At 72.5% G+C, this 21,938-nt stretch carries 19 protein-coding genes; 8 read left to right on the top strand and 11 right to left on the bottom strand.

Annotated elements, in window-relative coordinates; genetic code table 11:
• Window positions 1–55: 55 nt before the first annotated feature.
• The 5 genes from eccCa to ACLJWH_RS19245 form a co-directional block, all read right to left on the bottom strand.
• Window positions 56–4,030, bottom strand: coding sequence for a type VII secretion protein EccCa (gene eccCa, locus ACLJWH_RS19265; protein ID WP_411142945.1), 3,975 nt, complete (start codon window positions 4,028–4,030; stop codon window positions 56–58).
• A 66-nt stretch (window positions 4,031–4,096) separates the two neighbouring features.
• The gene (locus tag ACLJWH_RS19260) at window positions 4,097–4,978 is read right to left on the bottom strand and encodes a MinD/ParA family protein (RefSeq protein WP_411142944.1); all 882 of its coding nucleotides are present in this window, start codon (window positions 4,976–4,978) and stop codon (window positions 4,097–4,099) included.
• 421 nt (window positions 4,979–5,399) lie between these two features.
• Complete coding sequence (gene eccD / locus ACLJWH_RS19255; RefSeq protein WP_411142943.1) at window positions 5,400–6,755, bottom strand: type VII secretion integral membrane protein EccD; 1,356 nt, start codon at window positions 6,753–6,755, stop codon at window positions 5,400–5,402.
• 608 nt (window positions 6,756–7,363) lie between these two features.
• Window positions 7,364–7,540, bottom strand: a complete 177-nt coding sequence (locus ACLJWH_RS19250; protein WP_411142942.1) for a hypothetical protein — start codon at window positions 7,538–7,540, stop codon at window positions 7,364–7,366.
• A gap of 768 nt (window positions 7,541–8,308) precedes the next feature.
• Window positions 8,309–8,587: a hypothetical protein gene (locus tag ACLJWH_RS19245; RefSeq protein ID WP_411142941.1), complete on the bottom strand. Its 279-nt coding sequence runs from the start codon at window positions 8,585–8,587 to the stop codon at window positions 8,309–8,311.
• Window positions 8,588–8,690: 103 nt separating this feature from the next.
• Between ACLJWH_RS19245 and ACLJWH_RS19240 the strand changes: the two genes are divergently transcribed.
• Window positions 8,691–9,227 carry a hypothetical protein gene (locus tag ACLJWH_RS19240; RefSeq protein WP_411142940.1) on the top strand — a complete coding sequence of 179 codons (537 nt, stop codon included), beginning with the start codon at window positions 8,691–8,693 and terminating at the stop codon, window positions 9,225–9,227.
• 567 nt (window positions 9,228–9,794) lie between these two features.
• Here the strand turns inward: ACLJWH_RS19240 and ACLJWH_RS19235 are convergent.
• On the bottom strand, window positions 9,795–10,652 hold the full coding sequence (locus ACLJWH_RS19235) for a 3-hydroxybutyryl-CoA dehydrogenase (protein ID WP_052853458.1): 858 nt from the start codon (window positions 10,650–10,652) through the stop codon (window positions 9,795–9,797).
• Between the two features lie 169 nt (window positions 10,653–10,821).
• On the opposite strand from ACLJWH_RS19235, the gene ACLJWH_RS19230 reads away from it, so the two are divergent.
• Window positions 10,822–12,102 carry a glycoside hydrolase family 10 protein gene (locus ACLJWH_RS19230; protein WP_411142939.1) on the top strand — a complete coding sequence of 427 codons (1,281 nt, stop codon included), beginning with the start codon at window positions 10,822–10,824 and terminating at the stop codon, window positions 12,100–12,102.
• Between the two features lie 79 nt (window positions 12,103–12,181).
• Here ACLJWH_RS19230 and ACLJWH_RS19225 read toward each other — a convergent pair whose 3' ends face one another.
• Together ACLJWH_RS19225 and ACLJWH_RS19220 are read right to left on the bottom strand one after the other, a co-directional pair.
• Window positions 12,182–12,391, bottom strand: a complete 210-nt coding sequence (locus tag ACLJWH_RS19225; protein ID WP_411142938.1) for a DUF1918 domain-containing protein — start codon at window positions 12,389–12,391, stop codon at window positions 12,182–12,184.
• A 267-nt stretch (window positions 12,392–12,658) separates the two neighbouring features.
• Complete coding sequence (locus ACLJWH_RS19220) at window positions 12,659–13,696, bottom strand: DMT family transporter (RefSeq protein WP_411142937.1); 1,038 nt, start codon at window positions 13,694–13,696, stop codon at window positions 12,659–12,661.
• Here ACLJWH_RS19220 and ACLJWH_RS19215 point away from each other — a divergent pair.
• From ACLJWH_RS19215 to ACLJWH_RS19200, 4 genes are all read left to right on the top strand, one after another.
• Complete coding sequence (locus ACLJWH_RS19215; protein WP_411142936.1) at window positions 13,695–15,197, top strand: PLP-dependent aminotransferase family protein; 1,503 nt, start codon at window positions 13,695–13,697, stop codon at window positions 15,195–15,197. The genes ACLJWH_RS19220 and ACLJWH_RS19215 overlap by 2 nt on opposite strands.
• Before the next feature lie 104 nt (window positions 15,198–15,301).
• Window positions 15,302–15,769 (top strand): GNAT family N-acetyltransferase, encoded by a 468-nt coding sequence (locus ACLJWH_RS19210; protein WP_411142935.1) that lies wholly within the window; start codon window positions 15,302–15,304, stop codon window positions 15,767–15,769.
• Between the two features lie 288 nt (window positions 15,770–16,057).
• Window positions 16,058–16,699, top strand: coding sequence for a hypothetical protein (locus ACLJWH_RS19205; protein ID WP_411142934.1), 642 nt, complete (start codon window positions 16,058–16,060; stop codon window positions 16,697–16,699).
• 5 nt (window positions 16,700–16,704) lie between these two features.
• A complete protein-coding gene (locus tag ACLJWH_RS19200) occupies window positions 16,705–17,079 on the top strand; it encodes a DUF4333 domain-containing protein (RefSeq protein ID WP_411142933.1) in 375 nt (124 codons plus the stop codon).
• A gap of 4 nt (window positions 17,080–17,083) precedes the next feature.
• Here the strand turns inward: ACLJWH_RS19200 and ACLJWH_RS19195 are convergent, their stop codons facing one another.
• The 3 genes from ACLJWH_RS19195 to ACLJWH_RS19185 form a co-directional block, all read right to left on the bottom strand.
• A complete protein-coding gene (locus ACLJWH_RS19195) occupies window positions 17,084–17,818 on the bottom strand; it encodes a hypothetical protein (protein WP_411142932.1) in 735 nt (244 codons plus the stop codon).
• A 565-nt stretch (window positions 17,819–18,383) separates the two neighbouring features.
• On the bottom strand, window positions 18,384–18,605 hold the full coding sequence (locus ACLJWH_RS19190; protein ID WP_411142931.1) for a hypothetical protein: 222 nt from the start codon (window positions 18,603–18,605) through the stop codon (window positions 18,384–18,386).
• Between the two features lie 129 nt (window positions 18,606–18,734).
• Window positions 18,735–19,019, bottom strand: a complete 285-nt coding sequence (locus tag ACLJWH_RS19185; protein ID WP_411142930.1) for a hypothetical protein — start codon at window positions 19,017–19,019, stop codon at window positions 18,735–18,737.
• A 792-nt stretch (window positions 19,020–19,811) separates the two neighbouring features.
• Between ACLJWH_RS19185 and ACLJWH_RS19180 the strand changes: the two genes are divergently transcribed.
• Together ACLJWH_RS19180 and ACLJWH_RS19175 are read left to right on the top strand one after the other, a co-directional pair.
• Complete coding sequence (locus tag ACLJWH_RS19180; RefSeq protein ID WP_411142929.1) at window positions 19,812–20,735, top strand: alpha/beta hydrolase; 924 nt, start codon at window positions 19,812–19,814, stop codon at window positions 20,733–20,735.
• Complete coding sequence (locus tag ACLJWH_RS19175; RefSeq protein WP_411142928.1) at window positions 20,732–21,919, top strand: acyltransferase family protein; 1,188 nt, start codon at window positions 20,732–20,734, stop codon at window positions 21,917–21,919. The genes ACLJWH_RS19180 and ACLJWH_RS19175 overlap by 4 nt, the downstream gene beginning before the upstream one ends.
• Window positions 21,920–21,938 lie beyond the last annotated feature (19 nt).

Here is a 21,938-nt window from a genome sequence, read left to right as displayed (position 1 = left end):
GGGTGCTGTCCACTGCTCCCGGCCCGCGTGCGTGGGCGGGCGGGTTTTCGGCTCGTCAGGTGGGTGAGCACGCGGTTTGGATCAGGCGGTTGGGGCGGCCCCTGCGGAGGAAGACGCCTCGGCCTGCCGGCTGTTGGGCGGCGTAGACGCCGGGGAAGAGCTGGCCTTCGCTGCGGTCGCCTGACATCACGAGCGCCGAGGAGCCCGATTCGCGCAGGCTCTGGACGAGGGGCTCGTACAGGCCGCGGGAGGCGCCTGCGACGCGGCGGGTGAGGACGAAGTGGAGGCCGATGTCGACGGCGGAGGGGATGTAGGGGAGGAAGGGGGCCAGGGGTTCCTGGCCGGTGGTGGTGAGGACGTCGTAGTCGTCGACGAGGACGACGATCCGCGGGCCGCCGCCCCAGCTGCCGGGCTGGAGGTCCTCGGGGCGTGTGGTGTCGTCGGGCAGTCGCTTCTCCAGGACGCCGGCGACGCCGGTGGCGAGTCCCGCGCACATCTTGGCGTTGTAGGCGTAGCCGCCGTTGAACTCTTCGGGGATAACGCCGCGCAGGCTGCGCCTGGGGTCCATGACGGCGAAGACCAGCTCGTCTTCGCCGTAGCGGTTGATGAGGCCGTGGGCGATGGTCTTGAGGAGGTTGGTTTTGCCGCATTCGCTGTCGCCCAGGATCAGCAGGTGCTGGTCGTGCCCGAAGAGGTCGAGCAGGACGGGTCGGAGGGCGGTCTGGTCCAGGCCGATGGGGACCTGGTGGGGTTCGGCGGCTGGGCCTGGCAGGAGGTGGGGCTGAAGGAGGTGCGGCAGTACGCGTACGGGTTGGGCGACATCGCCGCTCCAGGTGGCGCGGACGGTCCGGGCCGTGCGTTCCAGGACGGCGCCCAGGTCCGCGGTGTCGGCGGCGCCGTCGGTGCGGGGGACTGCGACCTGGGCGAAGAGCTTGCCGTCGGTGAGGATGCGGCCGGGCTCGTCCGGGGAGAGGGTCGCGGCCAGTTTATGGTCGATGCAGGACTCGCTGGGGTCGTTGAGGCGTAGCTCGATGCGGGTGCCGAAGTTCGACTGGATGGCGATGCGGGCGTCGTTCCAGCGGAGCATGCCCGCGACGAGGTGGATACCGTAGCCGCCGCCGCGTTTGAGGAGGTCGGTGACGTCCTCGTCCAGCTCCTCGAAATCGTCGCGCAGTGCGCCGAAACCGTCTATGACGAGCACGATCTCGGCGGAGGCCAGCTGCGGGAGTCGGCCTGCGGCGTGGAGGTCGCGGAGCTGGGTGAGGGAGTCGATGCCGTGTACGCGGAAGAGGTCCTCGCGGGCCGCGAGCATGGTGCGGACTTCTTCGAGGGTGCGGGCGGCGCGTTCGCGGTCGGCGCGGCCGGCGATGCCGCCGACGTGCGGCAGGCCGGACAGGGCCGCCAGGCCACCACCGACCAGGTCGAGCCCGAAAATGCCGACTTCCTGGGGGGTGTGGGTGAGGGCGAGGGAGAGAACGAGGGTGCGTAGGAGGGTGGTCTTGCCGGACTGGGGGCCGCCGATGACGGCGGCGTGGCCGCCCGCCACGGTGAGGTCCAGGTACCACTGGCCCTGCCACTGCCTGGTGGGGTCGTCGAGGAGGCCGAGCGGGACTTCGAGCGGACCGCGGCGCCACGTGAGCTGCGTCCCGCGCGCGCCGACGTCCAGGGGGCCGGCGACCGCGTCGAGGGTGAGCGCGTCGGGCAGTGGGGGCAGCCAGATGCGACGCACCACACCGGAGGAGTTCGTCAGCTGCTCGACGATGATGGCCAGTTCGGTCGGCCCCGTCTCGCGGCGCCGCATCGTCGGCTCCTGGGTATCCGCATTCTCTGCGGTGGAAAGGGTGTTGAAGGTCGTGTACGGGAGGGCGAGGGGGCCGGTGTCCTCGTCTTCGGGGCGTTGTGCGGGGCCGCGGTAGGGGCCGGATACGTAGCTTGCCTTGAAGCGGTCGTAGTGGCTGGTGTCGACCTTGAGGTAGCCGAAGCCGGGCAGCGGTGGCAGGTGGAAGGCGTCTGTGGTGTCCAGGACGGTGCGGGACTCGTCGGCGGAGAAGGTGCGCAGGCCCAGCCGGTAGGACAGGTAGGTGTCCAGGCCCTTGAGGTGGCCGCCCTCGATGCGTTGACTGGACAGCAGCAGGTGCACCCCGATCGAGCGGCCGATACGGCCGATGGACAGAAACAGGTCGATGAAATCCGGCTTGGCAGTGAGCAGTTCACCGAACTCGTCGATGATGACGAACAGGTGCGGCAGCGCCTCCAGGTCAGGGCGGCCGCTGGCGCGCAGGGTCGCGTAGTCGCCGACGTCGGCGACGTTGCCGGCGTCCTTGAGGACCTGCTGGCGGCGTTTGACCTCGCCGGCGAGGGATGCGTGGACGCGTTCGACCAGGCTCGCCTGGTTCTCCAGGTTGGTGATGACGCCGGCGACGTGCGGCAGGTCTGCGAACGGCGCGAAGGTCGCACCGCCCTTGTAGTCGACGAGGACGAGGGAGAGGTCTTCGGGTGGGTGTGTGGCCACCAGGGCGAGGACGATGGTGCGCAGGAGTTCGGACTTGCCGGAGCCGGTGGCACCGACGCACAGGCCGTGCGGGCCCATGCCCAGTTCGGAGGATTCCTTCAGGTCCAACAGCACCGGCTCGTGGGCGTCGTTGACGCCGATCGGCACGCGCAGGAAGGCACGTTCGCCGCGCGGCGCCCACAGGTGGGTGAGGTCGAGTCGTGCCACGTCGTCCATGCCGAGAAGACCGGCGAAGTCGACGGGGCCGGTCAGGGGTGCGTCGGCGAGTGATTCGGCGGACAGGCGCAGCGGCGCCAGCATCCGGGCCAAGCCCTCGGCGAAGGCGATGCCGACCTCGTCCACGGTGCCGTGGGCGCCGATCGGCTCCTGCCCGCGCAGATCCTCGATGACCACCTGATCGCCGTCGACGGTGATCCGGACCCCGACCTGGCCCGGCTCCTGGACCCGCTGCCCCAGCAGGTGCAGCACGGTGATGCCCATGTCGCGCAGGCCGACCGCCTCGTCGGGGCGCGGCAGGTCGACGGCGTCCTGGCCGTGTCCGTCGGCGACGACGAGCAGCCGGGACGTCATCGACAGGGCGTCGCTACCGGACAGGCCGCGGCGCACCTCGGCCGCATAGGAAGCACGGCGGCGCAGTTCCGGGCCGAGCTGCCGGGCGAGCTGGACAGCGGAGGGCGCTGTTCGGCGGGCGGCGACCGGGCCGTCGAGCTGCTCGGCGTCCAGGAGGTGCGGCAGCCACTTGGCCCACTCCCAGTCGGCGAGGCGGTCGCCGGGCACCGCGAGCGCCATCGCCACATCGTCCGGGGCGTGCATCGCGGCGGCCTGGACGAGCAGGGCCCGTGCGACGCGCAGGCAGTCCTCGCGGGGGCCGATGACGCTGATGTTGCCCACGCGGTCGAGCGGTACGGTCAGCGGCAGCTCGGTGCCGGTGCGGAAGCGGGCCATCAGCGCCGACGCCTCGTTGAGCATGAACCGGTCGGGCGGAGTGAGTACCGACGAGCCCTGCTGAGCAATCTGCAAATCGCGCACTGGCATCTCGCCGGTGCCGACCCGTACACGCAGGAAGTCGCCGTCGGTGCGTCGGCGCTCCCACAGCCGCGCCGGGTCGCGCACGATGTCATAGAGGGCGGGCGGCGACGGGTTGAGGACCTCGGCGCGCTCGCGACGCCCGCGCTCGTCGGCGGAGAGCTCCTCGCGCAGGTCCTCCAGGTAGGCGAGGTATGCCTCGCGTTGGGTGCGGCGGGTGCGTTGGGCCTTGCCGCGCTGCGAGAAGACCAGCGCCATGGAGCCGAGGACGGTGACAACAAGGATGATCGCGCCGAGCCCGGCAAACTGGCTGTTGCGCACGACCGTCATCATCACCACCGACGACATGACACCGGCGATGGGCAGCAGCGACATCGCGATGTTTCCTGCCTTGCCCTCGGGGAGGTTGGGCGGGGCCTCGATGTCGCGCGGCGCGGTGGCGGCCGGGGGCCGGGTGGTCCGGGCCGGGCGGTGGATCAGTCGGGTACTCATCGTCGTCGTCCGTCATTCACAGTTCATCGTCCCTGTCCGTGGTTCACGGCCGGGCTCGGCATCCGGTCAGTAGCGTGGCTGGGAGAGCTGGAAGACGTCCGCGGCGATGCGTGCGGCTGCTTCCCTGGTCGGGGCGGCGAGGAACTCGGTGCGGACCGGACCGCCGGCGGCCAAGTGCCGGTCGTACGGCAGGATCTGGACGCCTACCCCGGTGGACTTGAGTTGCCGGGCGGCCTCGTCGAGGTCGAGTCCTTGGTGGGGTACCAGTTCGGTGAGCACGACAACCGTGCCGGCGATCACCTGCCGGGGCAGCTGCTGCATCCACTGGATCACGGAGTACGTACTGGTGACGCCCTCCGGAGTGGCCGGTGCAGTCAGCACGCGACAGTGGGAGGCGGCCAGCGCGACTCGGGCGACCTCGGCGGGCAGCGTCTCGCAGTCGATGACCATGACGCCGAAGTAGCGGCGCAGCGCCACCACGGCCCGCTCGTACGCCCGGCTGTCCAGCATCACGCCGATCTGCCCCAGGCTCGCGGGCAGCAGCCAGGCGTTGTCCGGCAGTTGGACGAGATATCCGGTGACGTCGAGCAGGGACATGTCCGGCTTGACGATGCCGGCGATATCGCTGGTGGTCCACCGCCGGGACACGGCACCCAGCCGCATCGGTAGCGAGCCGAGCGCCGGATCGGCCTCCAGGAAGAGGACCGGGTCCTGGCGGTAGTGCGCGTACGTGGTGCCGAGCAGCGCGGCGACGGTGGACTTGCCGGAGCCGCCCCGGATGGAGGTGACGGCGATCTGCCGGCCGGTCGTCACGGGCTGCTGGAGCACCGCGGCGGTGCGAGTGACCTCGGCGACCTCGCGCGCGGCGGACGAGAAGAGCGTGCGCCGTAGGGCACGTACGGCACGCGCCGTAAAAGGCTCACCGTGCTGCGGCTTGTGGCGCACCACGCCGGCCACCCCCTTGTCCACCACAGGCTGAGAGCCAGGGGCACTGTGAGGTTGAGAGTTGTTCAGGGGGTACGGGGCCGGGGCCGACTGCTCCTGCCGTGGTTGCCGGTGCGGGTATGTGGAGCCGGACGGCTGCGACTGGCCACCCTGGTAGTCCGCCTGCTGCTCCTGCCCCGGGGGCGGGTGGCTGGCCTGCCGGTGCACGTCACCCCTACCGACGGCATTCGGCGCCTGAGAGCTCTCCGCAGGCAGGCCCGAGCCAGGCACGGAGGCGCTGTACACCTGCCCGCCCGCACCCTGCACCCCCTGTTGCGCGCCCGCTCGCAGATCGCGCAGCACATCCCCCTGCCAGCCGTCTCCGCTCGACATGCCTGCCCTTCACCCCAACCTGCTGTCCCGTCCGCAGCACCTGCACATCGACTCAGAACTGATGGAGCAGCTGCCCGTACACACCGAACACACCGAAGGCGAGCGGGAAGAGTCCCACCATGCCGACGGATTCGACCAGATCGGCCATGCGCCGCAGCCGCACCTGCACGTGCTCGGGCACCTGCACCGCCAGCACGACGAGCGGCAGCACCGCGGCCAGGCACAGCACCGCGAGCGGCCCGCCGCCCCCCGTCTGCTCCATCCACACCATCACCAGACGCACCACAAGGCACGATGCGGCGACGAACAGTGCGACGACCTCGGCGGCCAGCGGGAAAGCACGCGCCCGCGACACCAGTACCACGACGACGAGCGATGCCAACAACACGGCCCACACCGTCGGCTGCTCGGCCAGCGTGAGCAGCCAGCCCGCGGCCGCCGCCGAAACCGCGGTGACGGCCGTTGCCAGGGCGAGGCCGCGGTGCGTCGCCGCCAACGCGGTACCCACCTGATGACGACTGACAGACACCCCGGCCGAGCGGCGGTCATCGAGCGCGGTCAGCCCCGACGCCATCAGGGCCAGCCGCGGCAACAGTCCAAGCACCACCAAGGAGAAGACGGCCATGACAGCGCCGAGCCGGGCCGGATCGCTCTGAACGGCGGTCGCCGTCTCCCACGCCGCAGCGATCACGGCCGTGGCCACGGCGCCCACGAGCCCACCCTTGCCCAGCGGCGAGAAGTAACCAAGGGCCCCCAGCATCACCACCAGCGCACCCGCAACGGCGGCAAGCCGTCCAGCGCCCGGCCAGCCGTACGCATCGGCCGCCGTCCACGCGGCGAGCACACCGAGCCCTCCGGAGGCGACCAGCAGCGCGGTCGCCAAACCTCGATTCCCCCGCCCGACCTTGGCGACGAGCGCACCGCCGACCAGGAGCGCGAGCGATACCACCGACAGCACACCACCCAGAGCGCCGAGCGGGAACTCGCGACGGGCGAGCAGTGCGGCGGTCACCGCGAAGGCGACGGTCGCGAGCCCCGCGCTGGCCCGGCGCGCGGCGGGACGCCAGCGCCAGGCACGCAGATCGAGGTCGTCGGCCACCTGGTCGGTGACGTCGTGGACTACGGGCGCCGGCGGCGCGGAGTGCGTCGTGACGAGCCGGAGCACGGCGCCGTCGGCTATCCCGGCCGACGCCAGTGTGCTGTCATGCGGCAGGACAGAGCCGTCGGACGTCATCAACTGCCGTGCCGCCGGCCGCGATGCGGGCCGGTCGTCCAGCAGCTCCAGGACGTCCGGGATCAGCTGACCTATCGGCGTATCGGCGAGCAGGACGACGTCGGCCCGCCGCCGGTCGCCGACCAACGTCACTCGGCTCAGCTGCCCCCGGGAAGTCGTTCCTCTGCTCACCACTCACAGGAACCTACCATCGCGAGGTTGACGCACTCTCGGGCCAATCGGACATGCCTGCGCTGTTGGCTTCTGGCCTCCGTTCCACGTCAGAGCATCTTCGAACGTCGCGCGGAGCTCTTCCCGTATGTCCCTCATTGTCGCGCAGCCTGTCCGAATCCCAACTGTCGGTTCCTGCAGCGTCGGAGGCCGGCGAGTGCTGGGGACCGCAGCGTCGTCGGTCGGTCGCGACGGGGTGGCACGGCCTGGCCGGTTCGGCGGCCGCCGGACCGGCATGCGGTCACCGGGACTTGAGGGGGTCTCAGTGGAAGGTGATCTGGTTGGCGTCGTCGGCGATGGAGGCGGTCAGGCCGTCGGGGAGCTGGGTGGCGTCGCGGTTGATGCGGGGTGCGGCCGTCCTCCGGCGTGGCGAAGTAGACCGCGCCGGTGGCGATGTCCCCGACGGCGCTGCGGACAACTACCTGCTGCGGTGTCTCGGCCGGCTTCCAGCCCTTGGCGGTTCCGGCGTCGACGGTGATGCTGTCGTTGCCTCGTTTGACGACCAGGCTGACGTGCGCGGGCGAGGTGAATGCCGGGCAGGTCCGGCCGGGCTCCAGAGAAGGGCAATCCGTTCAGTCCGGGGGAGCTGTCAGCGCGAGAGTGTGTGAGGCCCCGGGGGCGATGGCGGTGATCGTCCTGCCCTTCGTCGCCTTCAGGATTCCCGAGGCTTGGCCGTACGGGTCATCCCCCGTGACGAGGAGCTTGCCGTCGGCTGTCAGCGCGAGAGTGTGCCTCTCGTCCATGGCCATGGCGGTGATCTTCTTACCCGTCGCAGCCTTCAGGATCGTGAATTCCCCGGGGCCCCGTCATAGTTTCCCGCAGCGAGGATCGCGTCCTCGGCCGTCAGCGCGTAACCGCGGTGCCAGGCTGTGTAGATCGCAGCGATCTTCTTACCCTCCGCTTGGCTCACGAGCCCGCGAACGACGTGAAGACCCACACAACGAGCCCGTCCGTCGCACTCCGAGACGAACTCATCCACAACATCTACGAGCGCGTCACCGAATCCGACGTTGATCCGACGCAATCCGATGCGGAAGAGACGAAGAAGATCAATGAGGCCAATGCTCTGCTCTACCGCGTCGTCAACGAGGTGGATGAGGACACCGGGGAAAAGAAACAAGTCACCGTGGAGAACTCAGCTTTCAAGGATTACCTCAAGCTCCAGCAGAAGTACTACACAGCCCGAACCGCCTACACGATGAGCTACTTGAAGGCGCAGGAGACCGAAGAAGGCCGTGCGAACTGGTCCGTGCTGGGGCCCACGCTGAGGGGGCCAGTGGACGCCGCCTGGGAGGAACGGCGAGGAGCCGACGCCACCCGGATCGAGACCGCTCTGGCAGTGAAGGACACGAGCGGGCAGAATCAGGTCGCGCTGTCGTTCGAGCACGCAACACAAGTCACAGCAGCACCACAAGCGAGCCAAGTGGGACGGCAGCACCCTCACGCAGGCGGGCCTACAGATCATCGGATGGGTCCATCAGATCGTCCCGTACAGCCCTCCGAAGCCACGATCAACGCTAGGGTCTCGCCGACCGCGTCGGCTGCTCGTACTGCTGCACCTGCCGCTGCTGCTTGTCCTGCTCTGCCTTCTGCTGTGCCAGCGTGTGCTGAAGGAACGACCACCCCACGCACCCTGCGCAGAGAACGGCCGTGATGGCGATCCCCGCGAACGCCTTCCCCAACCGCTCGTCCGCCGTGCGCCGCCCCCGCTGCCCACCGAACAGCAGGGCATCCCGAATCCTGCGTCGGCGCACCGCCACCGACTCCAGCAACTGACTGTCGTAATCTCGCGCCATTTCCTCGCTCTTCGCCTCAGTCGCCCGCCGTATTGGCCATGGCCGATGAACCCTCCACCTTCGGCGGTCACACACCAGCCGTCACTCTGAGGTGTCCCGCAGCATGGCGCACTTCTGCGCCTGCCGTCACGCAGCCAGCCTGGATACGAAGCGTTCCCGCTCACAGCGTATTTTGCTGGGCATGTCGTATCAGAATCAGCCTGGCTGGAACGCGCCGCCCAACCCGCAGCAGGTAACGCCGCCGTACTACCGGGGTCCCTACCAGCCGTATCCCGTGGCTCAGCCGCCCATGCCGGGATCGGTGCGCGCCGCGCGGGTGTTGGCATACGTCGCCGCAGGGTTCGCCGCGCTCGGAACGGCGCTCGCCGGGGTGATGGCGGGTCCTGCGGGGGCAGGTGCTGCATTGGGTTCCGCGATACCGGTCATCGGCGTCTTCATCTGTGCGCTGTGCTTCGCCAGGTCCGGTAGCGGGGCGAAGGTCACGGCGATCGTCTTCGCATCGTTCATGATTCTTTTCGGTCTCGGCGCCTTGGGGCGTGGTCTACCGGCCGGGATCGTTCAGCTGGGCCTCGGCATCGCCATCGTGGCAACGCTCTCCCCGCGTCAGTCCGGCGACTGGTTCCGCCGCCCACAGCGTTGACGAGCAGAAGGCGCCGCAGAAGCCGGCTGACTGCTGCTGGCACCAGCGTGCCGGTGTGAGACGTGTCGCAGGGCGGCCCCTTGTGGCGATTTCGACCGCGTGTGAGGTCGAAGCCACCCGTCATCATCAGTTCGGTACTCAGCCGCTTGGAGGGCGTGCCAGTTCGGTCCAGGCACCGTGCCCGCCGAGGGTGTCTCCAGGGGGCGGCCGAACTGTTGCCATCGTCCATCGCATGCACCGATGCAGGGATCGTGACACAGGCCGGGACGCTCCCGGCCAGGGATTTTCAGCTCTGTCCCAAGGACTTTCCAGGGATTTTTCGCTGAGTGAGCGGGAAAGGCCCCGACGGCTCTGAAGGCATAAAATCCCAGGTCGGGGGCAGTTTTCTGCCAGCCCATGACGCTCGTCGGGCTGCGCTGCCGGTGGAGGTTGTGCCGACTGGGTAGGGCTCAGTGACCGGGGGCCTGCGGGGCAGTGTGAGCCGCCCGAGTGTGGTCTCCCAGCATGGCGCTGCTCCGGGTGAACTCCCCCTGAAGCAGCGCCAGTTGGCGGGCGTTGCCGGATTTTCTAGTACGAGTAGAACCCCGACCCGCTCTTCCGCCCCAGCCGCCCCGCGTCCACCATCCGCTGGAGCAGCGGGGGAGCGGCGTACAGGGGCTCCTTGTACTCCTCGTACATCGAGGCGGCGACCGAGGCCACGGTGTCCAGGCCGATCAGGTCGGACAGCTTGAGGGGGCCCATCGGGTGGGCGCAGCCCAGTTCCATGCCGTTGTCGATGTCCTCCCGGCTGGCCATCCCGGACTCGAACATCCGGATCGCGGAGAGCAGATACGGGATGAGCAGGGCGTTCACGACGAAGCCCGAGCGGTCCTGGGCGTGGATCGCGTGCTTGCCCAGGACGTCCTGCACCAGCGCCTCGGCGCGCTTGACGGTGTCCTCGCCGGTGGTCAGGGCGGGGATCAGCTCGACGAGCTTCTGCACCGGTGCCGGGTTGAAGAAGTGGATGCCGATGACCTGGTCGGGGCGGGAGGTCGCGACCGCCAGCTTCACCAGCGGGATCGACGAGGTGTTGGACGCCAGGATCGCGTCCGGCCGGGTCACCACTTGGTCGAGGACCTGGAAGATCTCGGTCTTGACCTGCTCGCTCTCCACCACGGCCTCGATGACGAGGTCGCGGTCGGCGAACTCCCCGAGGTCGGTGGTGAAGCTGAGACGGCCGAGTGTCGCGTCGCGCTCCGCGGCAGTGATCTTGCCGCGCTCGGCTGCTTTGCCGAGGGAGTTGGTCAAACGGGTGCGCCCCAGTTCCAGGGCCTCGCCGGTGGTCTCCGCGACCATGACGTTCAGCCCGGCGCGGGCGCACACCTCGGCGATGCCTGCGCCCATCTGGCCACAGCCGACCACTCCGACGCGTTCGATGTCCGTCACCTCGTGCCTTTCGCTGATCTTCAGGACCGGCGGTCGGCCGTAAGGGTGCGGCGTCCGCCTCCCTCCCGACGTTACCCGGCACGGTCCTGTGCACCGGGGGCCGGGGCGGGCATGCTGAGCCGATAGGACGCGCCAGGACGGGATGAACCGGACAAGCTGGGGGCTTTCCATGCGAGGGATCACACGAAGAGGGTTCGCGGCGACGGCGCTGGGCGCGGCCTCGGCACTGCTCGCCGCGGGCGAGGCGGTGGCCGCCGCGGGTGAGGCGGCGGCCGAGGAGAGGGCACCGGCCGGCCACGGGGGCCGGCCGCGCCGTGACTTCCGCGGTATGTGGCTGGCGACGGTGGCCAACCTGGACTGGCCCTCCCGGCCGGGCCTGCCGCCCGCCGCACAGCAGGCCGAACTGCTGGCGCGCCTCGACACCGCCGTCGCGCACCGGCTGAACGCGGTGCTCTTCCAGGTGCGGCCCACCGCGGACGCCCTGTGGCCCTCCCGTTACGAACCGTGGGCGGAGTGCCTGACCGGGCAGCAGGGCCGCGACCCGGGCTGGGACCCGCTGGGCTTCGCGGTCCGCGAGGCGCACCGGCGCGGGCTGGAGCTGCACGCCTGGTGCAATCCGTACCGCGTGGCCAACCACACCGATCCGGGCCGGCTGGTGCCCGGCCATCCGGCGCGGCGGCACCCCGGCTGGGCGCTGCCGTACGGCGGGAAGCTCTACTACAACCCGGGACTGCCGGAGGTCCGCCGCTTCGTGCAGGACGCGATGCTGGACGCGGTACGCCGCTACGCCGTCGACGGGATCCACTTCGACGACTACTTCTATCCGTACCCGGTCGCGGGCCGGACCTTCGACGACGACGCGGCGTACGCGGCGCACGGCGCGGGCTTCCCGGACCGCGCCGACTGGCGGCGGAACAACATCGACCGGCTGGTACGGGAGATGTCACACCGGACCGCCGAGGCCGGGCGCCGGGCGGGGCGCCGGGTGCGGTTCGGCGTCAGCCCGTTCGCCGTCTGGCGCAATCGCGCGACCGACCCGGCGGGCTCCGCCACCCGGGCGGGGGTGCAGACCTACGACGATCTGTACGCCGACACCCGGCGGTGGGTGCGCGAGGGCTGGCTCGACTACATCGTGCCGCAGGTGTACTGGAACATCGGCTTCCCGGCCGCCGACTACGCCGAACTGGTGCCCTGGTGGTCGCGGACCGTGGCGGGCACCGGTGTGGACCTCTACATCGGCGAGGCCCTGTACAAGGCGGGCGATCCGGCGCAGCCGGCCGCCTGGCAGGACCCGGCCGAACTCTCCCGCCACCTCACCTTCGCCCACGGCTGCCCAGAGGTCGGCGGTCATGTCTACTTCGCCGCGACGGATGTGGCCGAGGACCGGGTGGGCGCGCTGGCGCGGGTCGTCAGCGACCACTACGGCGGCCCGGCGCGGCCGTCGGAGTGAAGTCCGGGGCCCGGGTGCAGGCCGATGCGTCCCCGCGCCCGCCGACGGCGGGTGGTGACCGCCGGCGGCGGGGGCCGGGTCAGCGGGTGGGGTGGACGTCGGCCGCCGTCTTGTGCTGAACGACCGAATCGGGGCCGGGCGACATGATCGCTTCATGTCCGTCCTCGGCGCGGATGCGGTACGGCGGAGTGCCGTTCGTCCCCAGCACCTCGATGATCTCGACGACGTGGTCGTGCTGCCCGACGATCCTGCCGTGCACCACCAGACGGTCGCCCGTGCTCGCTTTCATCAGGGGTGTCCCTTCGCCTCTGGCGGCCGTACGACCGGGGGCCGACGAAGCGACGGCCGAGCTGGTTGAACGGCCAAGGGTTACGGACCGGGGGCGGTCCGGACGGCGGTACCTGCCGTCGCCGCAATTTTACGTCCGAGCGGGCCTGTTGCCCCGGGCACACATCCCGGGCCTCGCCCGCCCGGTCCGTCCCGTCCCCGTTCCGCACCCGGTCCGGACGCTCCGTCCGCCCCGCCGCGTTCCCCGCCCCGTTCCCCGCTCGTTCCGTCAGCCGCGCGTCCGCTGGGTGACCGCGATGCACACCAGCACCGCGAGCGCCGCCGCCGCGGCGGTCGGCGGCAAGTGCTCGCCGAGCAGCAGCACGGCCCACACCATCGTCAACAGCGGCTGGGCGAGCTGTATTTGACTCGCCTTGGCGACACCGATGTCGGCCATACCGCGGTACCAGACGACCATGCCCAGGAACTGCGAACCGATCGCCAGCCAGAGCAGCCCGCCGACCGCGTGCGCCGTCAGATGCAGCGGCTCGGTGGCCAGCGCGGCCACCGAACCCACCACCGCGACCGGCAGCGCGAGCACCAGAGCCCAGCCGATCACCTGCCAGCCCGGCATCTCGCGGGCCAGCCGCCCGCCCTCGGTGTAGCCCGCCGCGCACACCAGCAGCGCCGCGAACAGGAGGAGATCACCGGTGCTCGGCGCCCCGCCGCTCTGCTGCACCGCGAAGCCGATGACGACGGCGGCACCGGCCAGCGAGGCGAACCAGAAGGTGCGGGAGGGCCGCGTCCCGGTCCGCAGGGCGCCGAAGGCGGCGGTGGTCAGCGGCAGCAGCCCGACCACGACCGCCGCGTGCGAGGTGGTGGAGGTCCGCAGCGCGAGGGTGGTCAGCAGCGGGAAGCCGAGGACCACGCCGCCGGCTACGACCGCGAGCCCCGCCCAGTGGCGCCGTTCGGGTGGCCGGACCCGGCACACGGCGAGCGCGCCGCCAGCGATCGTGGCCGCCAGCACGAGGCGCAGCATCACCACCGTCCACGGGCCCATGCCCTCCAGCGCCCAGGCAGTGGTGGGAAAGGTGAGCGAGAAGGCCGCGACGCCGAGCGCGGCGAGCGCGGTGCCGCGAGAGGCGGACGGGGAGCGGGTGGCCCCGGCCGGGGCGTCCGCCGGGGCGTGGTCCGCGGTGCCCGCCGGACCGGGGTCCGGGCCACCCCCGACGCCGGCGGGCCACGGCGGTCCGCTCGCCGTCCCGCTCTCGGGCCCGCCGCTCACTGCTATCGCGGCCGAGGTGGTAGCGCTATCGTTGTCTCTCATGCATGAGCGTAGCAGTGGGGCGGGACTGGCCGCCATCCTCCGTACCGAGCTGAACCGCTACTCTCCCGGCGAGAAACTGCCGTCGAGTCGTGCCCTTGTCGAGCGGCACCGGGTGAGCCCGGTGACCGTCTCCCGGGCGCTGGCCGAACTGGTCGCCGAGGGCCTGGTCGTCACCCGGCCCGGCGCCGGGGCCTTCCGGGCCGCGCCGCGCACCGGGACACCGCGGCCGGCCGACACGTCCTGGCAGGAGATCGCCCTGAGCGCCGAACCGGCCGGCGACCAGGTGCCGCGCAGTGTGGACGCGTCGGGGGTGCTGGCCACCCTCGCCGCACCGGCCCCCGGCGTCATCGAGCTCAACGGTGGCTATCTGCACCCCACTCTCCAGCCCGAACGCGCCCTCGCCGCCGCGCTCGCACGGGCCGGCCGGCGGCCCGGCGCCTGGGGGCGGCCCCCGGTCGAAGGCGTCCCCGAACTGCGGGCCTGGTTCGCCCGGGAGATCGGCGGGCCGGGCGGGACGCTCGCCGCCAGCGACGTCCTGGTCACCGCGGGCGGGCAGAGCGCGCTGACCGCCGCCCTGCGCGCGCTGGCCCCGCCCGGCGCGCCGGTGCTGGTCGAATCGCCGACCTACCCGGGCATGCTCGCCGCCGCCCGCGCCTCCGGGCTGCGGCTGGTGCCCGTGCCGATGGACGCCGGCGGCGTACGCACCGATCTGCTCGCCGATGCCTTCCGGGCCAGCGGCGCGCGGCTGTTCATCTGCCAGCCGCTCTTCCAGAACCCGACGGGCACCCGGCTCGCCGGGGAGCGGCGGCGCGAGGTGCTGCGGGTGACCCGTGCGGCCGGGGCGTTCGTGCTGGAGGACGACTTCGCCCGGCGGCTGGTCCACGACGACACGCCCGCGCTCCCGCCGACCCTGAGCGCGGACGATCCGGACGGCACGGTCGTCCATGTCTGCTCGCTCACCAAGGCCGCCTCGCCCAGCCTGCGGGTGGGCGCCCTGGCCGCCCGCGGACCGGTCCTCGACAGGCTGCGCGCCATCCAGGTCGTGGACGGCTTCTTCGTGTCGAAGCCCCTCCAGGAAGCCGCCCTGGAACTCGTCGGATCGCCCGCCTGGGCCCGCCATCTGCGCCTGATCGCAAGGGAGTTGACGGCCCGCAGGGAAGCGATGGTCACGGCGCTGCACCAGTGGCTGCCCGCGTTCACCACACCCGGCCCGGGGGCGGTGCCCGGCCGCGGCCGGGCGGCGGGCGGCGCGCTGTACGTCCCGCAGGGCGGCTATCACCTCTGGCTGCGCCTGCCGGACGGTACGGACGAGGCGGCGCTGACCGGTGCGGCGCTGCACGCGGGCGTCGCGGTCGCGGCCGGCCGCCCCTACTTCCCCGCCGAGCCACCGGCACCGCACCTGCGGCTGAGCTTCGCCTCCGCGGCCGGCACCGCCGAACTCGTGGAAGGCGTCCGCCGGCTGCGCACCGCCTGCGACGAACTGCGCATCGCCGCGGGGTGAGCCGGTCGCCCGGACCCCATGCGCGGCCGGCCGGACTCGCGGCGGCCCGGCCCGTCTTCGGCAATCGGTTCGACGCCGGCCCGCGCGTCTGCGAATCTCCCGGCATGAACGCACACGCCCTCGACGGCTACGAGATCTCCACCGACCGGGCCCGCCTGGACACGGACCTGGTCCACCACTGGCTGTCCACCGACGCCTACTGGGCCCTGGACCGCCCCCGGGAGCAGCACGACCGAGCGGTCGCGGGCTCGCTCAACTTCGGTCTGTACGAGGCGGGTTCGGGACGCCAGGCCGGGTATGCCCGGGTGGTCACCGACCAGGCCACCTTCGCCTGGCTCTGCGACGTCTACATCGGCCGGGACGACCGCGGCAAGGGACTGGGCACCGCCCTGGTCGAGGCCGTCGCCGAGCACCTCACCCCCTGCGGTCTGGCCCGCATCAACCTCGCGACCAAGGACGCACACGGCGTCTACGAGAAGATCGGCTTCCGCGCCCTGGCGGCCCCCGACCAGTGGATGACCCTGGGGCTGATCGATCCCGGACCGATGGATCCCGGGCCGTGCGGTAGCTGACCGGCGGGGCGCGGGCGGGACATGGGTGGGAACGCCCGTCGGCCGGCGGGCGGGCGCCGGTCCGCCGCTGCCGGACGTCCGCCCGTAGGGGGACCGGCCGGACCCCGCCCCCCGGAAGGCCCAGCAGGTACCCGGAAAGCCCAGCCGGGCCCGTCCGCGGTACGGGGCGCGCGCAACCGTGTGACCTGCGGGGAGAGTCGTCGCGCGAGGTGCCCGGCCAGGCAGTTGGCCCAAGGTGCGGCGTACCACCGAGGTGCGCGCGAGGAGGCCGGGCGCTTCGCTCGGGGTATGTCCCTACGCCGCGCCCTTCGCCACGCCTCCCGAGCCGCCTCCGTGACCGGCGCCCTGGCGGCGGCCTGCACGCTGCTGTGTGCCGGTGCCGCGGTGAGCGCCGGTACGAGCGCAGGTGACCGTGGTGCGGATGCCTCGGGCGACGCGCATGCGGTGACCGTCCGGCCCGATCCGGTGGCGCCCGGCGGAAGCTTCACCGTCCTCGACGGCGGCAACTGCCCCGGCGAGACCGGTGAGGCGGTCTTCGACGGCGCGGAGATCCCGAAGCTGGCACTGTCCCCGCTGCGGAACCAGGTCGGCGGCACCGGCACCGTGCCGGAGTCCACCGGACCCGGCTCGTACACCGTCACCCTCCGCTGCGGCGGCGGCAAGGACGTCGGACAGCAGAGGAAGATCACCGGGACCTTGACGGTCTCCGGCGAGCCCGGCAGGGCGGGCGCGGCGCACCGGACGGGCAAGGCGGGCGGCCGGGAGGGCGAGGCCGTCGAGGCGGTTCCCCGCGGTGGCTCGGAGACCGGCCTCGGCGGCGGTTCCGGCGCGAGCACGGCCGTCACGGTGCTCGGCGCCGCGTTGCTGGCCGGTACCGCCGGCTGGGGAGCCGTGCTCTACCGCCGGCGTATCCGCAACGGCCGGGGCTGACCCCGGTGAGCACCGGCATCAGCCCCGGCCGCCTGTGGCGCGCGGTCGCCATCGGACTGACAACCGCCCTGCTGGTGACCGGCGTTGTCGTCTACGCGGCCGTCCGGCTGATGCCCCGGGAGGCCACCGGAGTGGTCGACGGCGGCACGCACACCATTCCGCGCGCCGAGATCGCCCGCACCGTCAGCGGCCAGCTCAGCCTGCCCCTGCGCAACGGGCCCGACCGGGTGCGCTGCGCCGGCGATCTGCGGCCCGTGCCGTACACCGTGGTGCGCTGCACGGCGCACTTCCCCACCGGCCTGGAACGTCAGCTGACCGTCGAGGTCACCCATGTCCGGCACAACAAGGTCACCTACCGGCGGCTGACCGAGCGCCGCTGAGCTGTCAGCCGGCCTGCCACCACACCCGCAACGGCCCGATGGGCAGACACCCCTCGCCCACTGCCGCCGCCAGATCGTCGCCGGATTCGTACCCGACGACCGGCAGCCCCGGCCACCGCTCGGCGACGGCGGCGAGCACACCGGCCCAGGCGGCACGCGCCTCGCCGTCCGCCGCGAACACGTTGGACAGCCCCACCACGGACTCGCTCCGGCTGGCGACCGCTCCCGCGACGACCGCGTCACCGTCCCGTCCGCGCAGGAAGAACGTCCCCGCGTCGGCGAGCAGTTCACTCCGGAACGGCCCGTTCCCGTCCGCGCCCCACGCCGCGGCCCAGGCGGCCAGTCCGTCGGCGTCCCGTACGACATCCCAGCGGACGCCGTCCACCGGGGCCGGCGCCGCGAGGGTGGCCGGCCGGTAGATCCACTCCGCCTCGAACAGCACCTCGAAGCCCGCGCCGGACAGATCCAGGCAGGCGAAGCTGTCCTTGACCGAGCAGCCGGGCGAGGCGGTGTCGATCCGGGCCGACAGCTCCGCGGGCACGGCGTCCGGGGTCAGCGTGACGGCGTCGGGGTAGAGCGGCGGCGTGCGGCGCGGACTGGCCCATATCCCGTCCGCGACGGCGCCCGGTGTGCCGTGCGCCCGGCAGACCGCCTCGCACCAGCCCGCGTTGTTACGGGCAGCGGTACGCACCCACCGGTCACGTTCCGCGGCGTCCGGCGGCAGCAGTGATTCGATCATGCGGTGAGGGTGCCAGCGCGGAGCGGGTTCCGCCACGGGATTTTCCGGCCCTGTGCCGGGCGGGCGGTGCGGCGGAACCCACACCGCGGCCGCGCCTCGTCGGCGAGCGGTGCGTGCGGAAAGGCCACGGGAAGGCCATGGGGCGCGGACCGGGGCGCGGACCGTCGATCGCGCGGCCGGGCTCCCCGGCAGCGGTGCAGTGGTTCGCGTGGACGCGCAGGTGGTGACCGCTCCCGGTGCGGCCCGTCGCCCGGTACCGGCGCAGTGTCCTGGCATCGTCCCGCGTCCAGGTGTCTTCGAGGCCAGGGGCGGAGACCGGAGGCTCGGCGGGCTGGGCGTCGTCGTCGTACGCGGTGTCGATGAAGGGGAGGGCCCGGCAGCGCAGCCGGGAGTGCCCGTCGGCGGGTGGGTACGCGCGGACGCGTCAGCTCAGGGTCGTGATCTCAACCGGCCGGTGCTCAGCGCCGTATGGCGCCGGGGGGAGAGGGCGAGCCCGGTGGTTCGCCTCGCCCCGGCTCCGGCGCGGAAGTACTGGCCGCCCGGTGGTGCCACGGACCCGGTGGGCCTAGAGAATGGTCAACTTGGGGTACGGGCTCGTGATCCGTTCCTGCAACGAGCCGAAGTCGACGAGCACCGCGATTCCGTCCTCGACCGCGGTGACCCGGCCGAGACCGTGCACGTCATGGGTGACCCGGTCGCCCACGGCGAACACCTTGAGGGGCGGCGCGGCGGCGGCTTTGAAGGGGCTGGTGGGCAGGGGGCGCTTGATCATGGCTGGCTTTGTCATCGCCTCCAGTATGCGCTCGACCGGGCCTCTTCACGGCCCGTTCACCTGGTGTACCTGGGACCGGTGGGGTGTCGCCGGGGACGCCGCGCTCGCCTCGGGCCGCTCCGGGAGGTGCCGCGAAGACCGCTGTCAGCGGGAAAGGACGAGGTCGGCACGGTCGCAGATGAGGGCCGCCACGGCCGCGGGATCGTCCGGGGTGATGAAGGGCCGGACGAATTTTCCGAGATCGAGGACGAGCCCGGTGTTCTTGCCGGCCCGCCCCGGGTCCAGGCTCGCCCGGTAACGGGGGTTCGCGGTCCCCCACAGGCGCGCCTGTCCGCTGACCGGGCCCAGCGTCACCTGCCGGATCGCGCGGATCGAGGGGTACGGGACGGTCTTGGTCCCCCACGGGAAGTAGTAGCCGCGAATCCGCACGGCGTCGGGGGTGCACTCGATCCACCGGTCCTGATAGCCGGTCCTGATAGCCGCCGCGGCTGCGCATGCGCTCGGCGCTCTCGTCCGGACGGTGCGTGGTGGTGCCCGTCGAAGTCTCGCACCGGCACCGTGCACGGCGACAGGCGCCCTCCGCGGCGGCGTCGGACGCCGTCCGCGCGCGGCGGCGGTGCGCACCTCGTACTGCGTCGACGGGGGGTGCGTGCGGTGCGCGGAAGGCGGGTGCGCGCGAGGAGCGGCTCTTCGCGGTGGCGGTCTGGCGGGAGGCGGCGCATTTCGCTGCCATGTCGCCATGTCGCCGACGCCGAACGCGCCGCCCTCGCCCGCACCGAGGCCGTCACCCGGCTCGGCGACCGGAGCGACCCGGTGCCGGACGAGATCCGGACCGAGGCCACCAGGTACTACGACGAGCGGCAACTCGCGGCCCTGGTCCTCATGATCGGTATGTCGGGTGTCGAGTCTCTTCAACCGTTTCGACGTCACCCCCCGGCAGCTCGCCGGCGCGGGCCGGCAGCCGGACGGTGACCGGCCCGCCCCCTACCCGTAGTACTTCGGAGCTACGCGGAAGGTGTGCTCCCCGGAGGGACGCCGACCACGCGCGGCGGTTCATAGCTTCGGTACCGGAAGCACGACACACCCCGGTACGGAAGGACCTCCGCGATGGTGCCCCGCCCGCGTAGCAGCCGCCCGCGCAGAAGTCCGCTGCGCGGCGACCGCCCGCCCAGCGGCCGTTCACCCGGCGGCCGTTCGCGCCGGGGGCGTGGGTGGCGTGCCGTGCTCGCGGCGCTCGTCGTCGCGTCGGTGGCGGTGCCGGTGTCGGGTGCGGCGGGTCCCGGGGCGGTGCCGGCGCCGGAACCGGCCGTGCTCGCCCCGCTGGGGGCGGCGACGCCCGCGGCTCTCGCCGGGCGGTATGCCGCGGTGCGGGACGGTATCCGGGCGGCCGGCCGGGCGGCGGCCGCGCACGGTGACCGGGGGCGGGCCGCCGCACTGCGCGCCATGGCGGACCCGCACCGGCACTTCCTGTCCTTCGACGGCCGGGACGGCGGCCGCACCACCGAGGTCTTCGGCGACCTGTCCCGGGCCGAGCGGATCGCCGTCCTGGTCCCCGGCTCGGACACCAGCCTCGACCACTACGCCCGCTTCCGCTCCGGCGCGACGGCGCTCCAGCGGGAGCTGGGGGCCGGCTCCGCCGTCGTCGCCTGGCTCGGATACCGGACGCCGGACACCATCAGCCCCGTTGTCCTCACCCCCGACCGCGCGCAGGAAGCCGCACCCCAACTCCGCGCGTTCGTCGGGCAACTGGGGGTGCTGCGGCCCGCCGCCCGGGTCGCTCTCCTGTGCCACTCCTACGGTTCCGTGGTCTGCGGGCGGGCCGCGGCCGGGCTGCGGGTCGCCGACATCGTCCTGTACGGCAGCCCCGGCACCGGCGCCGGGACCGCCGCCGCCCTGCGCACCCCGGCCACCGTCTGGGCCGGCCGCGCCGCCGGCGACTGGGTCGCCCACGTGCCCCACACCCGGCTGCCGCTGCCCTTCACCACCCTCGGCCTGGGCACCGACCCGCTCTCACCGGAGTTCGGTGCCCGCCTCTTCGCCGCGGGCACCGGCGGCCACAGCGACTACCTCACGCCCCACTCCCTGTCCCTGGAGAACCTCGCCCGGATCGTCCTGGGCCGCACCCCTGCCAAGGAGCCCCGATGATCACGTCAAGCCGCCTGCGCGGCCTCGTCCGGCGCATCGACGCGGCCACGCCACCCGGCCGCGACCGCGCCCTCGACGCCCTGCGCGCCCTGGCCATCGGGGGCGTGGTGCTCGGCCACTGGCTGGTGACCGCCCTGGTCGCCGACAGCGGCACCCTGCACACCGCCAGCCCGCTCCAGCACCTGCCCCAACTCACTCCCGTCTCCTGGCTGTTGCAGACCCTGGCGGTCTTCTTCCTGGTCGGCGGCCGGGTGGCCGCCGGCAGCTACGCCGCGGCCCGCGCCCGGGGCGCCACCTACGGGCAGTGGTTCGGCGCCCGGATGGCGCGCCTGTGCTGGCCGGTGGCCGCCGTCCTGGTGGTGTGGACCGTGGCGGCGGGCGCGATGCTCGCCGCCGGCACCGGCCTGGAGACGGTGCACACGCTGCTCAAGCTGGTGCTGTCCCCGCTGTGGTTCCTGCTGGTCTTCGCCGGCCTGACGGCGGCGACCCCGCTGGTGGCCCGGCTGCACCCGCTGTGGCCGCTCGCCGTGGTGCTCCACGTCGACCTGGTCCGCTTCGCCCTGGGCGGGCCCGGCTGGCTGGGCTGGATCAATGTGGCGGCGGGCTGGCTGGTCCCGTACTGCCTGGGGACGGCCTGGGCCCGCGGCGCGCTGCGCGGCCGCAGCACCGCGGTGGTGCTGCTGGCCGGGGGAGCGGCCGCGACCGCCGCACTGGTGGTCGGCGCGGGCTATCCCGCCGCCATGGTCGGGGTGCCCGGCGCCGCCGTCTCCAACCTCAACCCGCCGACCCTGGCCGCCGTCACCTTCGGCCTCGCCCAGTGCGGTGCCGCCCTCCTGCTGCTGGGCCCGCTGCGGCGCCTGCTGGCCAGGCCCGGGGCATGGGCGGCGGTGGCGCTGGTGAATCTCTCCGCGATGACCGTCTTCCTGTGGCATCAGAGCGCGATGATGGCGGTCACCGCGACCGGTCTGCTGGCGGGCGGGCCGCTGCCCGGCCTGCACACCGTGCCCGACAGCCCCGCCTGGATCCTCGCCCGCCTCGCCTGGCTGCCGGTGTTCGCGGTGGCGCTGCTGGTGTGCTGGGCCGCGTTCCGCACGTACGAGCAGGGACGGCGAGCACGGCGCGGGGGCACCCGGGTCGTACGTGCGCACCGCCCCGGCCGGGAGACGGTGACGCACCGTGCCTAGGCTGGACGTCGTGGATCTT

It is taken from the genome of Streptomyces sp. x-80 (assembly GCF_046549095.1).
Classification (GTDB): domain Bacteria; phylum Actinomycetota; class Actinomycetes; order Streptomycetales; family Streptomycetaceae; genus Streptomyces; species Streptomyces celluloflavus.
Note: the sequence above shows the minus strand (reverse complement) of the source record. Positions and strands in the feature narration are given on the sequence as shown.